Source organism: Nonomuraea sp. NPDC003214 (genome assembly GCF_053590035.1).
Genome location: NZ_JBSFSX010000035.1, coordinates 16,279 through 31,509, shown reverse-complemented (window position 1 = coordinate 31,509; position 15,231 = coordinate 16,279). Strand labels below are relative to the sequence as shown.

Annotated in this window: 6 protein-coding genes and 1 pseudogene; all 7 read left to right on the top strand. The window is 63.3% G+C overall.

The genetic code is table 11. The annotated features are described in order from the left end of the window. Window positions 1–560: pseudogene (locus ACWDXC_RS44945) on the top strand (IS5 family transposase); the annotation flags it as partial. Window positions 561–780: 220 nt separating this feature from the next. Beyond that, a complete protein-coding gene (locus ACWDXC_RS44940; RefSeq protein WP_449993172.1) occupies window positions 781–1,887 on the top strand; it encodes a DNA cytosine methyltransferase in 1,107 nt (368 codons plus the stop codon). A gap of 845 nt (window positions 1,888–2,732) precedes the next feature. Then, entirely contained in the window at window positions 2,733–3,467 is a 735-nt protein-coding gene (locus ACWDXC_RS44935; protein ID WP_449993170.1) for a hypothetical protein, read from the top strand. Between the two features lie 169 nt (window positions 3,468–3,636). Further along, on the top strand, window positions 3,637–8,316 hold the full coding sequence (locus ACWDXC_RS44930) for a DEAD/DEAH box helicase (protein ID WP_449993168.1): 4,680 nt from the start codon (window positions 3,637–3,639) through the stop codon (window positions 8,314–8,316). Next, window positions 8,313–10,127, top strand: coding sequence for a UvrD-helicase domain-containing protein (locus tag ACWDXC_RS44925; protein WP_449993166.1), 1,815 nt, complete (start codon window positions 8,313–8,315; stop codon window positions 10,125–10,127). Before ACWDXC_RS44930 ends, ACWDXC_RS44925 begins: the two co-directional genes overlap by 4 nt. Further along, on the top strand, window positions 10,124–13,285 hold the full coding sequence (locus tag ACWDXC_RS44920; protein WP_449993164.1) for a helicase-related protein: 3,162 nt from the start codon (window positions 10,124–10,126) through the stop codon (window positions 13,283–13,285). The genes ACWDXC_RS44925 and ACWDXC_RS44920 overlap by 4 nt, the downstream gene beginning before the upstream one ends. Beyond that, window positions 13,282–15,042 (top strand): DrmB family protein, encoded by a 1,761-nt coding sequence (gene drmB / locus ACWDXC_RS44915; protein ID WP_449993162.1) that lies wholly within the window; start codon window positions 13,282–13,284, stop codon window positions 15,040–15,042. Before ACWDXC_RS44920 ends, drmB begins: the two co-directional genes overlap by 4 nt. The last annotated feature ends 189 nt before the right edge of the window (window positions 15,043–15,231 follow it).

Below are 15,231 nucleotides of genomic sequence, written 5' to 3'. Positions count from 1 at the left end.
CGCGCCCACCAGCACGCGGCCGGCGCACGCAAAAAGGGGAACCGGACAGGACGAATCAGGCACTCGGCAGATCCCGCGGCGGACTGACCAGCAAGCTGCACCTGGCCACCGACGGGCGCGGCCTGCCCCTGTCCGTTCTCATCACCGCCGGCAACGTCAACGACTGCACCGTCTTCACCGAGGTCCTGCAGCAGATCACCGTCGCCCGGCCAGGAGGCGGGCGTCCCCGGACACGGCCCGATCGCGTCGTCGCCGACAAGGCCTACAGCTCCCGCGCCATCCGCAGCCACCTGCGATCCCGACACATCAAGGCCACCATTCCCGAACGCACCGACCAGCAGGCCGGACGGCGACGACGCGGCAGACACGGCGGACGCCCGCCTGCCTTCGACCCGGCCGCCTACCGCCGCCGCAACGTCGTCGAACGCTGCTTCAACAAGCTCAAGCAATGGCGCGCCATCGCCACCCGCTACGACAAACTCGCCCGCAACTACCGAGCCGCCATCACCTTGGTCAGCACGCTGTTATGGATCAACGCTGATCTACCGGACACCGCCTAGGGCGGAGAGTTTCGTCTGGTCACTGTAGGGGCACGCCGAGACGGTGCGAACAGATGCTCGATTTTCCGTGGCAGGAGGTGTTTACTGTCGCTAAAGTGACCTCTGCGGTCGCGCGCCGGTTGCCAGACTACGCATCACAGGGAAGCCGACTGAACAACCGCCCCTATAGTTACAGGGCTGTGGTTCACGGGGGAGGGTGTCGATGACTGGGACGATCCGCATGATCGATCTGTTCGCAGGCGCAGGCGGACTGGCCCAGGGATTCAAGCAGTCCGGAATGGGCTACGAAACCGTCTTCGCAGTCGAGCACGACCCTGCTGCAGCGCGTACCTTCAAGCAGAACTTTGGCTGTCCGGTCTACGACGGCGACATCGAGAAGGTGCAGGTCGAGGACTACCCGCAGGCAGATGTGATCATCGGTGGGCCTCCTTGCCAAGGGTTCAGTCCCCTTGGGCGCGACCGGGACGATGCAAGCCGGGCGGAGATCAACGAGCTTTGGCAGCAGTATCTAAAGGCCGTGCGCCGAGTGAGGCCCAAAGCCTTCGTGATCGAGAACGTGCCGGAGTTCCAGAAGTCGGCACAGTTCGCCCGTCTACTCGAACTGATGGAGACGGATGAGGACCTCAGGTCATACAAGTTCGGCTACGGCGTCCTCAACGCCGCCGACTACGGCGTACCGCAGAACAGACGGCGTGGCATCTTTGTCGCCGTCCGTGGGGTGGACGAGGTGCCCTGGCCTCCGCTGCCGACCCACGGCCCAGACTCACCGGGGCAAAGGCCCTACGTCACCCTGCTCGACACCATCGCCGATCTACCCGCCTATCCGGAGCTCACGGAGATCTCCGTCGACGAGGCCGGGCGCCAAGATCTTCACATCCGTCGTACGCCAACTCAGAAGTCTCTTGAGCGCTACCGCGCCATCCCCGCTGGCGGCAATCGCTTCGATCTCCGCCGCAACCGCCCAGACTTGGAGCCGCGATGCTGGGCGGAGAAGCCTACGGGAACGACTGACGTCATGGGGCGACTGTGGTGGGATCGCCCCAGCGTGACGATCCGTACAGAGTTCTACAAGCCGGAGAAGGGGCGCTATCTGCACCCCGTCCACGACAGGCCCATTACGCATCGTGAGGCGGCGAGGATCCAGAGTTTTCCAGACGACTTTGTCTTCGTCGGCTCCAAGATTGAGGTAGCCCGCCAGATAGGCAACGCCGTTCCTCCAAGGCTCGGCGAGTGTCTCGCACGGTTCATCTACGAGCTCGCCTTCGGCGCCGACTCGAAGGTGCCGAATGACTCCGCAGACGAGCCTGGCAGTCGCCAGGACGGTTAAATTCGCGAGCCATTGCTATGCAGCTGGCCGCCTTCCCTGGTTCTCGGTCGCTGATTACACCTGCTGTCAACATGATGTTTGCGGCGGAACCGGCCAGCGTACCGACAATCGAAGGAAATGCACAAACGCTGGCTATCGCTAAGATCGCCTCCCACGGTGGAGGCTGTCCAGCCCAAATATTGGCTAGAGAATAGCCACCCGCGAGCTCTCCTAAGAGATCACGGGAGAGTCCGACTCCAGCATGACGGGCAGAGTTTCGCCATGCATTGAATCTCCCACTCATGCCCTGCACAGGTCATTCACGACGTCACGTCCTCCTCCCATATTTCGGTTCGGGTCGAAGAACCGGCTCAGCCTAAGCAGGCAAGGCCGGAAGAAGATCGCCCGACGCCTCTCAATCGCATCGCGCTGAGTCCTGATTCTTCACCATGATCCCCAGGAAGCATCCTCGCCCACCTGGAACCACGGCAGAGCCTCCCCTATGACTCCTGGGCAGCACAAGAGCAAGACGGAAACATCCACTCAACTGCCAGCCCGTATAGCTTTCGCACCATAAGTCCCTCTTGTCTTATTTGTGGTAGAGTCCACGCATTTCCACTTAGGCTCGATGAGAATTCTGTCCCCTATTGACACGTGTGCCGGTCCACATCTAGCCTCCAGGGAGACAACCTCGCACCGTCTCGTCAAAGCATGTCGCCAGGATGCGCTCATAAGCCTGAAGGCGTCGGCCCCGACGAGAGCAACTTTAAAACTGAATCTGCCATCAACGCTCGACGTTCATCCTTCGCTGGGCGGAACTTTCGAGCAAGCCAGTAAGTAAGAGCCTTGTTTCCGAGCACCAATACATGGCTCTGCGTAAGCATGTCTCAAATCACCTACTCCTCGATGAAAGGCTCAGCTCTCACCTACTCGTCGATTTCGATGAAAGGCTCTTCGACTCGATGGCGACCTCGCACAGCAAACAGCTAGACCGGCTTGAGCGCTCTCTGAAGGAGGCTCTGGCGATCGTCCAGGCGACTCCACGCCAGGATCTGAGGGCACAGGACTGGCTTGAGACCGCGTCTCAGGTCGGCACCCGCCTTTCCGATTCCCGGGACGCACTCGGCGAAATCCGTCAGGACGTCGTCGGTGGTGCCCGCACCGCTCTCCTCCTGTACTTCCGCAGCCACCCCGGCGAAACGCTTCACCCTCGTCAGCTTGAGGGGGTCGCGGCTATCCGCGCCTGGGCACGGCGCATCCGAGAGCTCCGCGAAGTGGGTTGGCAGATCGAAACGCTCGGTGCCGGCGCCGAGGCTCCTTACCGTCTTGCCGCGCCGCAGCTGGAGGAGACCGTGGCCACGAGCGAGAGCACCATCGAGTCTGTCGGCGGCAAGCACCCCGGCGAGCGCCTGATCGAATACCTCCTGCACATCAGCCCGTGGCCCGCGAGTCCTCAGCAGCTCGAACGAGTCGCCAAGACGCCCGCGTGGCGTCAGGAGATCCGCGAGCTGGTCGACCAGGGGTGGTTGATTCAGTCACATGACGATGCCCCCAACGACATCCCGCCGGGGCACTTCAGGCTTGCCGATCTGGAGGGTTAGCCTGTGGGCCGCCTCGGCGGCCCACAGAATTTGTCAGACCTCTCTGGCATAAACATCTAAACCAGCTACCCCGCATGTGGGTGAGGAGCGAATCGCAGTGGTCAGTCCGAACGAGGCGGGGGCCGGCGGTCTTTCCGGTTGGGTAGGGGACGAAAGCCCAGTTGCGCGAGTGGTCCTCGCCCAGTCGGAGGCTTGCCTCAACTCCTATGTAGCGAACATCACTTTGGTCGAAGAGCACGCGAACATCGAGAGATCCATTCGGGAAGGCGGGTACGGGACCCGCCAGCTCTTCGAACTGATCCAAAATGGAGCGGACGAGCTTCGGGGCCGGCCTGACGGTCTGATCCACGTCGTACTGACAGCGGAGGCGCTGTACTGCGCGAATAAGGGACGGCCGGTGACGGAGGACGGGGCTCGGAGCATCCTGGCCTCGCACCTGTCCGGAAAGCGCGGAGCGGAGATCGGGCGCTTCGGTGTCGGATTCAAGTCGGTCCTGAGTGTCTCCGACCGACCGCAGTTTTTCAGCCGCACCGGATCGTTTGGGTGGTCCGCGAGTTACGCCCGGGAGCGGATCCTGGAGCGCGTCCCCGACGCCCGTTCAACAGCCACGCCCGTCCTTCGCGTTGCTCAAGTGCTGGATCCGAGCAGGGAACGGGAAGCCGATGCCACGCTGAATGACCTGATGTCCTGGGCTGTCACCGTGGTAAAGCTCCCGCTCCGCAACGCCGAAGCGGCGGAGCCACTGTCAAAGCAGCTCCGGAAGTTTCCAGCGGAGTTTGCGGTCTTCTCTCCGCATGCCGGCCAAGTGATCCTCGAAGATCGCACAAGTGAGGCATACCTCAAGAAGATCGTGGTCGGGGGCGAAGGAGAGCGTCGCTCCCTCCAAATCGTCGAGAACGGTGTTGCGTCCGAGCCTTCGTACTGGTCGGTCTTCGAAATCTCCTCACCTCTCACGGACAAGGCGTGGGCCGATGCCGGGGAGTATCGTAACCGCGTCGAGGTGCCTATCGCCTGGGCTGTTCCCGACGTGGGCTGGAATCGTGATGGGACTTTCTGGGCGTTCTTTCCCACCGAGTACAAGACCACCTTGAGTGGCGTGCTGAATGCCGCATGGAAGACCAATGAGGACCGCAGGCACATCCTGGGCGACAATGCCTTCAACGACGAATTGATGAAGGAGGCCGCTCAGCTCATTGTGGCTTCCTTGCCGAAGTTGGCCACTTCGGAAGACCCTGCCAAGCCACTGGAGCTGCTCACTGCGCGTGGTCGAGAGACACGCAACTGGGCTGACGAGTCGCTGACGGAGTTGGTTCGCGAACATGCCGCCTCCAACCCCTCCATCCCAGACCAAGATGGGGAGTTTCAGAACCCCAGAGATCTTTCAATCCATCCGAAGGCACCCGGGAGCCGGCCCCTGACGATCGGACCGGGAGCATCGACCAACGAGGAGCAACGCTGGGCTGCCCTGGTCGAGCGGTGGGCCGCCTACCCTGGCCGTCCAAGCGAATGGTGCCATCCTTCGATCGAACGATCGGCGACCCGTCGGGCTCGCGCCGACGCGCTGATCGAAGCAGCGGGCGGACGACGAGCCACCGTAAAGGAGTGGTTGGAGGCACTCGTCTCCGACGGTTCCGTCGCCGCATCTGCTGTTGCACTGTCGATCGTTTCCGAGCTGGTCGAGCATAACCACCCATATCGAGCTGAGGCGCTCAATGCTGCAGTCCTGCGCACGGACCATGGACGGATGGTGCCCCCCCGTAAGGGCGAGGTCTTTCGACGTTCGCCGATGGACCCGGCAGCGGAGGGGACCGTTTATGTGGACCCGGCTCTAGAGGAGGAGGCGGAGGCCTCCCGTTTCCTTGACATCCTGGAGATCAGGGAGGCGGACGCCTTTGGGCGATTCGCGGCGGCCGTCTCAGGAGGGTTCCGCCTCTACACGAGTGCCGATTGGGAGAAGTTCTGGCTGCTCGCCCGACAGGTCGGCGCGGACAAAGCAGTCCAGCACCTGATCGACGAAGCCGTCGTCGATGTTCTCAAGGTTCAAACGCGCAGCGGGGCATACCGGTTGCTGGGCGAATGCCTGCTGCCCGGAGCCGTCATCCCCTCGGGGAGCCCGGAGGACGGCGGGTTCGTGGTCCACGAGGATTTCCACAACGATGACATGAGGATGCTGCGCCTGCTGGGGATGTCGGACAAGCCCGGTGTCGAGCCTCGACCGGCTCATGCGCCCTGGCTTGATGACTACGAGTCCCGCATGATCGATCTTTACTACAAGACACTCCCAGCCGGAGTGCGCCGCCCCCAGCAGGGAAAGATCGTCGTGGATGGTCCGCCGGTCGCGAGTCATCTCGGACTTCTATTCGTCCTCACACCTGCAGCGCGGGCGCGATTCATCCAGAACCTGCCCCCGAAGGACCTGGCCACCACCTGGCAGGTCTACGCGCGCACGAGGCCGGATGACACGCCGGTGTCCATTCAGTCGCCGCTGATTTGGGCCATCGAGCAGGCCGGCATGCTGGCCACGTCGATGGGGCTTCGCCGTGTCGCTGACTGTGTCGGCCCGCAGCTACGGGAGCATGCCCGGGTACTTCCCGTCGCCGACATCGACGCCGGTCTTGCTCGTGCACTTGGGCTTGCCGACACTTTGGAGCGCATCAAGGGGACCCTCTGGCTGTCGATTCTGAACCAAGCGCTTGAGAGCGATAGCCACATCGAACTTGGCATGCTCTACGCGCTCGCGGCCACTCAGTTGAGCGCCCCCGCGAAGATCCGCTGCCAGCAGGGCGAAGGCTGGCTAGCCTGTCATCCCTCGGAAGCCGTCGCCACGTCGGACATCGGGCAGTATCGACGCCTGGTGACCGGCGGAATTCCCGCCATCCTCGTGCCCACCTCGGACGATGTCGCCCTCATGGTTGATCAGTGGAGCATGAAGACCTTTGACGAGGTCTACATCACCGAGCTTCGGGTCACTTATCCCGGCGAGCCGATCCCGCTGGAGGACGTGTTCCCTCAGCTGAAGTTCGAGCCAGGGCGTCCCCTGCGAGGTTTGAACCTGCAGAGATGTGAGGGCTTGGAGCAGCTCATTCGCACGCCGGCAGGTCAGACCTCTGAAGACGTCCGCATCGGCCGGCGCGACGAGTCGGTCTATTGGCTGAACGGTGGCGATGACCTGGAGCTGATCCGGGAGTTGAACGTGCTCCTCAGGTTGGGACTCTCCGAGGAGCGCTGCCGGGATGTTCTCCAGCACCGAGAGGGCGTTAGGCGAGACAAGCAGATTGTTGCGGTACGAGAACTTCCGGATCTCCGTGACAAGCTCGTCGCCATGCTCGGCGGTGATGTCCTTCGCGAACGCCTGCCGTACGGTCTCGTTGACGCGGTGGAGAGCGAGGAAGGACCGGTCAGCGACCGAACGATCGCGGAACTTGCCCTGGCCGTGCACGGTTCGAGCATTCTCCGCGAGTTCCGTCAGGAGTTGGAGGACAGGGGCTTCCCGATCCCCACTCAGATGGCCGGCAACCACCAGGCGAAGGCTTTTGTCACGGATCTCGGCTTCCCCGCCGAGTACGCCGGATACCGTCAGGCCGGGCTCGATCCGGTGCTTACGGTGCAAGGACCTGTGGACTTCCCGTCCCTTCACGAGTACCAGGAGCTCATGGTCGGTCGGATTCTGGAAACGCTTCAGAGCCGTCCAGCCCAGCGAGGCATGCTGAGCCTACCCACTGGTGCAGGCAAGACACGGGTGGCCGTCGAGGCGATCATCCGGCGACTCCGATCGCTCCCACAGGAGTCGATCAACGTCCCTGTCCTGTGGGTGGCGCAGACGGACGAGCTTTGTGAGCAGGCCGTACAGACATGGCAGATGGTATGGCGCCACACGGGTCCCGCACAGCAGCTGACCATCAGCCGACTGTGGAATGCAAATGAGGCCGATCCCGTGGAGGAGGGGTTCCACCTCGTCATCGCCACCGATGCCAAGCTGGAAAAGGTCGTCGAGTCAGACCGTTACGACTGGCTCCGGCAAGCCCAGGCGGTCATCGTGGACGAGGCGCACACCTCCATCAGCCCGAGGTACACGCGGGTGCTGGCCGCTCTCGGTCTGACGCCTCACCGGTCTCGCTGCGCCCTGATCGGTCTGACGGCTACTGCCTTCCGCGGAGCGAACACGGAGGAGACCAACCGCTTGGTCGCACGTTACGGCAGCAATCGTTTGGATCATCACCGTGACGGCACGGAGATCCTGGGGTCCGAGCCGTACGCGACGTTGCAGAAGCTCGGCGTCCTCGCCCGGGTCAGACATGAAGTGCTTCCCGGCGTGGAGCTGGCTCTCAACGCCCGCGAGCATGAATCTCTCGTGCAGATGCACCGTCTGCCGGCTTCCGTGGAGGAGCGGCTCGGCCACGACTCCATCCGCAACGGGATCCTGCTCGAAAAGATTCTCTCCTTGCCCGACGACTGGCCGATTCTGCTCTTCGCCACCTCGGTCAACCACGCCCAGACCATGGCTGCGCTGCTGACCCGGAAGGGAATCTCAGCAGCCGCCGTATCCAGCGACACCGATCTTGGTCAGCGCAGGCATGCGATCGAGGAGTTCCGACGCGGGCGGATCCGAGTCCTCGCGAACTACAACGTCCTCTCCCAGGGATTTGACGCACCGGCCACCCGTGCCGTGATCGTCGGACGTCCCACGTACAGCCCGAACGTCTACCAGCAGATGATCGGCCGAGGCATTCGTGGCCCTCTGAACGGCGGTAAGGAGGAGTGTCTGATCGTCAACGTGGCTGACAACATCGCTCAGTACGGCGAGGAGCTGGCATTCCGTCAGTTCGACTACCTCTGGAAGAAGTCGTGAACGAAAGCGTCCAGTTGACCGATGAGCAGCAAGAACTCGTGGAGAAGCCGGCGACTGCTCGACTTCTCGTGACGGCCCCCGCAGGCACGGGCAAGACGCTCTCGTTGATTCACCGCCTCGCGTTTCTCATCGATGAGGAGGAGCTCGAACCCTCCGAACTCCTGGTGCTGAGCTTCTCCCGCGCCGCCGTACGGGAAATCCGCAGTCGACTCCGAGCGTTCGGCTCTGGGGCGGCACACGTCGATGTCCGGACGTTCGACTCCTACGCGACGTGGATCTTGTCCGAGGTCATGCCTGACGGCCCTTGGCGGCGTCAGGACTTCGATCAACGGATCCGCGAGGCAACGCGACTACTCAAGGAGGACTCGGACGCCGCTGAGCTCGTCGGCGAGGTGCGACACCTCGTTGTCGACGAGGTACAGGACCTCGTCGGGGATCGGGCGGAGCTGGTGCACGCCCTCCTTCGGACCGACCTTGACGGGTTCACCCTCCTCGGTGACCCCGCTCAGGGCATCTACGGCTTCCAACTCGATGATCCCCAGGACCGTCTGGCCGGTGCAGCCCGGCTGTATGACGCGATACGGGAACGCTTCGCGGATGATCTGACGGAAATCACGCTCGCCGGCAACTTCCGTGCCCGCGAGCCGGAGGCCAGGGCGGCACTACACTTCAGCACCGCGCTCAGCGCGTCCGATGCCCCCTTCGGCAAGCTTCAGCAGGAGCTGCGCACAGTGCTGCTGGCCGGCGACTCACTCGGCACATTGGACCAGGCCGCCCCTGTGCTGTCCCGGATGACCGCACCCACGGCTCTTCTCTGCCGAGGGAACAGGGAGACACTTCTGGTCTCCAGATGCCTGCACGAGCTCGGCGTGCAGCACCGCCTTCAGCGTTCAGCCCAGGACAGGGTCATTCCTTCATGGGTTGCCGCGCTTTTCCGAGATGTCGACTCCAAACAGCCGCTGAAGGACTCCGTCCTCCCGATCATTATGGACGCGGCGGTGGATTCACGCGAAGCCTGGGGGCTCCTTCGGCGTATGGACCCCAATCGTCGCGGGGAGACACTCGACCTCACCGCCGTCCGCCGACGGCTGGCGTCCGGGGACTATCCGGACGAACTCTGCCCGCCGCAGTCCGAGCCTCTCGCTGTCTCCACCATCCACCGGGTCAAGGGCCTCGAGTTCGATCAGGTCGTAGTCGTCGATCCAGGCGAGGCGCCGGATGACGGTCCAATCGAGCAGGCTGAGCGTGCTCGATTGCTGTACGTCGCGATGACTCGTCCCCGCGATCTGCTGATGTACGTGAAGCCGGCCGCCAAGCTAACCACAGGGCACCTGAGGCAGCAGCGTGACGGGCGATGGGCGGAACTCGGCTTCAAGGCCGGGCGCAATCTCGGCATGGAGATTCGCCCCGACGACGTGAACGCTGAGGATCCCGCCGGCACGGTGGGCTTTCAAGCGGATGCCCAAGAGATCCAGACCTATCTGGCCACGACGGTGAACCCCGGAGATCCCGTCACTCTGGTGCAGGTTGCGGGAGCCTCGTCCGCGGAGGTCCCAAGATATGTCGTTGAGCATGACGGGAATCGGATCGGTGTCACCTCGGACAGCTTCGCCGCTGCCTTGCGGACGCTTCTACCAGGGCGTGATCGCAGAATCCCCTCCCGTATCGAGGAGCTTCGGGTAGACAGTGTGGAGACCGTGGTCGGTCGAGAGGCCGCGGGTGTCAACGCCGGTCTCGGATGGTCGGGTGTCTGGCTGCGCCCACGAATCGCCGGGCTGGGTCGTTTCGATTGGGCTGGAGAGCAGGCATGAGCTTCAAAAAGCACTATGCGTTCCGCGACGAACTGGTGACCCAGCTGGAGCGCGACCTGATCGGCCCAGCCGGCTCACCGACCGAGGTGATCGCCGACCCCCCGATCACCAAGTACGCGGCAGGCATCCTCTTCCCCCAATCGGACGACAGCGTGGGCGACGACAAGGCTCTCGATGAAGAGCTGGAGAGTCGCCATCCGTTCGACGCGCCCGACCCGGCCGTCACCATGGCAAACGTTCGATACCCCTCGTCCATGGGCATGACATTCTCCGTCGACGTCACGAAGGCGGAGTCGATCATCGTCGAGGTGGAGGCCGCCCGGTACGTCCCCGAGTCAGCCGAAGGGCGCCGCAGTCGGACAAGTGCGGTGGCGGACGAGGCCTGGCGTCGCGAGCCCATCTCGATTGCCCCGCAGGAGGTCAAGGTCTCCGTGGCCGGCCAGCCTACCCCGATCCCGCTCACGGACAATCTGCAACTTTTCGTGCGTGTACGGCAGGCGAACGCCGACGGCGCGGCGGCCGTCACACTGGCGTTGATCAACACCTATAAATCGTCCGCTAACAGCGCAGACCGAGACGCGACCTCCTTCTTCCAGCCCCGGATCACTGTCAAGGGAGCCGAGGGGGCGTCGCGCCCGTTCGTTGAACGTCCTTCGCTCGGCTCAGCCGACTCCGACGAGGAACTGAACTCCTACCGGCTCCTCTATCGCCATGCGCCGGTCTTCGCCACCGGCCACGGTTGTGCAGTGGAATGGGAGCATTCGGAGATCGCTGTCAATGACATGGCGACCAATGCGTCGACTGGCTGGATTCGGACGACCTTCGTCCCCACACATGACCTTCGACTGGCCGACTCGAATCCCGCGATCGACGTCGGGCGGCTCGGCATGCGCCATCTGGCCACAGCCTCCGATGGAGAGGTCATCTCCGCCTTGAGAGATCTCACGGCGGGCTATCGGCAGTGGATCGCGCGCAGTGGCGAACTGGCGCAGGGCATCGCGGACGATGGAATGCGGAGAACCGCCATGGAGCACCTTGAGCGGTGCACCACCGCGTGTGCTCGTATGGATGCGGGAATCGAGCTTCTGGCGAATTCGGCGGACTCCGCCCCGATGGAAGCCTTCCGACTCGCCAATCAGGCCATGGCCATGCAGCGCTCTCGAACCGAGTGGCTGAAGTCTTCCCCGGATGGGCGAAGCGCCTCCCCCGACGAGTCGGTGGGTGTCTGGCGTCCGTTCCAGATCGCCTTCATGCTCCTGTCGCTGCGGGGCGTCGCAGATCCCACGTCCGATGATCGGGATATCGCCGACGTGCTCTGGTTCCCCACCGGTGGTGGAAAGACCGAGGCGTACTTGGGGCTGATCGCCTTCTCTACGTTCCTTCGTCGTCTTCGTGACCCGCTGAACGGGGGTGGCGTGACCGTCCTGATGCGCTACACGCTTCGTCTCCTCACGGTGCAACAGTTCGAGCGTGCGGCACTTTTGATGTGCTGTATGGAGCGACTGCGTCTCGATCGGCAGGAACGGCTCGGCCACACGGAGATCTCGATTGGCATGTGGGTCGGCCGCGGTTCCACGCCCAACACGCTGGACGAGGCAAAGCGGGCCCTCCGCAAGTTGGCCAAGAACGAAGAGGTTCAGGAAGAGAATCCCGTTCAGATCCGGGCATGTCCCTGGTGTGGTACGGCTCTCGATCACTACAACTACAGGGTCTCAAGAGATCGTGTCGTGATCGCCTGTGAGACCGTCGGGTGCGACTTCGCCCGTGGACTGCCCATCCACGTTGTGGACGAGGTCATCTACGCCGCCCGACCTACGCTAATCATCGCGACCGCCGACAAGTTCGCCGGCCTTCCGTGGAAGCCGGAGATCGGCAATCTCTTCAACCACTTCAGCTCGGAACCACCTCCAGAACTGATCATTCAGGATGAGCTTCATCTCATCTCCGGCCCGCTGGGGACACTCGCCGGCCTGTACGAGACCGTCGTGGACCTGATCGGAAAGCGGCCCAAGGTGGTGGCCTCAACTGCCACGATTCGGCGTGCCGTCCAGCAAGGCCGTGCGCTGTTCGATCGCAAGGTGGAGCAGTTCCCTCCTCCGGGGCTGGACGCGCGCGACTCCTACTTCTCCGTCGAGACTCCACCTTCGCGGAAGGCCAGCCGGCGATATGTCGGACTCATGGCGCCTGCCACCAGTCAGACCAGCCTCATGGTGCGCACCTACGCCGCCCTCCTCCACCACGCCCAGGCAATCCAGGGCGACGACGATGTGCGTGACGCCTACTGGACTCTCCTGGGCTACTTCAACAGCCTTCGTCTCCTCGGCGGCGCAAAGCTGCAGGTCCAGGACGACGTCAACGATCGGCTTGATCTGCTGAGCGAGACCCTGCGCCAGAAACGTCGCGACATCGGTCGCGACATCGAACTCACGAGCCGCGAGCCATCGAGTGCCATCCCCGGCCATCTTCAGGACATGGCAACGCCATACCCGGATGCGCTGGGCGTGATCCTTGCCACCAACATGATCTCGGTCGGGGTGGACGTCGATCGTCTCGGCCTCATGGTGATGATGGGCCAGCCCCAGTCCACGTCCGAGTACATCCAGGCCACCAGTCGCGTGGGACGGAAGTGGCCGGGGCTCGTGGTCACGCTGTTCAACGCCGCCAGGTCCAGGGACCGCTCGCACTACGAGAACTTCACCGCCTACCACGCGGCTCTGTACCGGCAGGTGGAGGCGACCAGTGTCACACCCTTCTCCGCGCGAGCGCGGGACCGCGGCCTTCATGCGGCCCTCGTAGGTCTGGCACGGCTCATGATCCCAATGGCACGATCAAAGGAGTCCGCCGCCTACATCAGCGAGTTCGAGGGCGATCTCCGCAAGATATGTGAACAGGTCTTGGCTCGCGTCGAAAGAGTGGCCGGCCAGACCGAGCGAGACATGACCGCCGATCAGATCGACGACATCATCAACCGATGGCAGACACTCGCCGAAGACAACTCGGGGCTGAACTACGGGACCTACCGTCAACCCGGACTGCTGGTTGACGCTGGCCATTGGGACGAGGAGGACGATCAAGTCGCGGACTCCTTCCCGACTCTCTGGAGTCTGCGCGATGTCGACGTGGAATCCACCATCTACCTGGACAGGGGAACTCGGTGAAGGGGAAGCCCATCGGGGGCGTACGGCGCGCTCAGCTCATCACCACCTACGGCGTGGGCTCCTTGATCGCCGTTGGTAGTGAGTCATTCATGGTCGCCGGGCTGAACCGCTGGCCTGAACTGGGCCCATACGACCAGATCATTCACGAGCGGCGGTTGGAGAAGGAGCTCGGCGTCCACTGCTTTCGTCTCCCTCCCGCCTCCGACAGTGATAAATACGGGGACGTACCCGTCATCCGGTTCCCGGAAGTTCAGTCCTGCCCGGACTGCAACCGGCTGGCCAAGGCGAGATTCTTCGGAGCGACACGCAGCCCGGCCAAGTGCAAGGATTGCGACCAAGAACTGGTTCCCTCAAGATTTGTTGTCTGCTGTGCAGCGGGCCACATCGACGACTTCCCCTATTTCCGGTGGCTGCACAAGGGTGCAGAAGGTACCGGCGGCGACGGCCGGGAGCACGAGCTCAAGCTCAAGGCGACAGGCCGCAGTGCTTCGCTCGGTGACATCGAGATCTCGTGCACCTGCGGCGTCCGCCCCGTGACGATGGAAGGCGCCCTCAGCAAAGGTGCGCTCAAGGGCATCAGCTCCTGCACTGGGCGTCGGCCCTGGCTCGGCGATGTGCCCAACGAGGAATGCGAGGAGCTTCCCCGCGCGATGCAGCGTGGTGCGTCGGGAGTCTGGTTCTCCGACGTACGTTCTGCCCTCTCCATTCCTCCGTGGTCCGAGGGCGTCCAGAAGCTGGTCGAGCGTCATTGGACTTCTCTGCGGAAGGCCCCCGACCTCCGCGATCGCCTCGAAGAGATAGGTCTGGCGAATCATCGTCAGTACAGCGTGGAAGAGATCATTCAGGCTGTCGAACGACGCCGACAGGATGAAGCGGGCCTTTCAGACAGCTCCGAGTCGGCGCTGAAGCTGGAGGAGTACGGTGCGCTGACCAGGACCACTGAGGAGAGGCCGGGGAAGCAGGACTTTGTCTGCGTGCCGTGGCAGGACGAGAAGGTTGCAGCGGAACACGGGATTGACCAGATCATGCGGGTCAAGCGGCTGCGCGAGGTCCGTGTGCTTCAGGGCTTCACTCGGCTCGCGGTCCCCAGCCCAGACAACCCAAGCCGTCGGGCTCCGCTGTACGCCCCCGATCACCGGCCTGATTGGCTTCCGGCGATCGAGGTCATCGGCGAAGGCGTCTTCCTCCGCTTGGACAGCGCACGGTTGGCGACCTGGGAGACGCGCCAAGCCGTTCGTGACCGGGTCGCCCCGATCGACGACGCATATCGGAAGCGCTTTGCCCGATTCGGTCTCGCGCCGGACCGGGAGATCACGCCGCGTCTGGTCATGATCCACACTCTGGCGCACTCGATCATCAATGAGTGGAGTCTCGACTCCGGTTATCCCGCTGCGTCTCTCCGTGAACGCCTCTACGTGTCGGATGAGATGTCTGGGTTCTTGATCTACACGGCGACCAGCGACTCCGCCGGAAGTCTCGGCGGCATCGTGGCACAGGTGGAGTCCGGGAACCTCGCGATCTCCGTCCGGACAGCCATCGAACGGATCTCATGGTGCTCCGCAGACCCTCTCTGCGTGGAGTCCGACGCGGCTGGAACGGACAACCTGAATCGGGCTGCCTGCCACTCGTGCGTACTGCTTCCCGAGACCAGTTGCGAGGAGTTCAACACCTTGCTTGATCGAGCACTCCTCACGGGGACGCCGGATCAACATGACCTTGGCTTCGTCGCAGACACCTGGCCCATCCAGGGCAGATGAGTCAGAGCGCCATCCTCATGGGCAACCATGCGCACGGCGCGCCCACGATCAACCCGTCAACCCCCCATAGGGCTTCGAAGCTCTGCGGCAGCACTTACACGGCCACCCTTCTGGCAGGCAGGCACCGACGGCGGATGCCGTCGGTGCCTGCGCCCCGCATCAGCTCCGCCCGGAGGCGGCCAGGGCGTA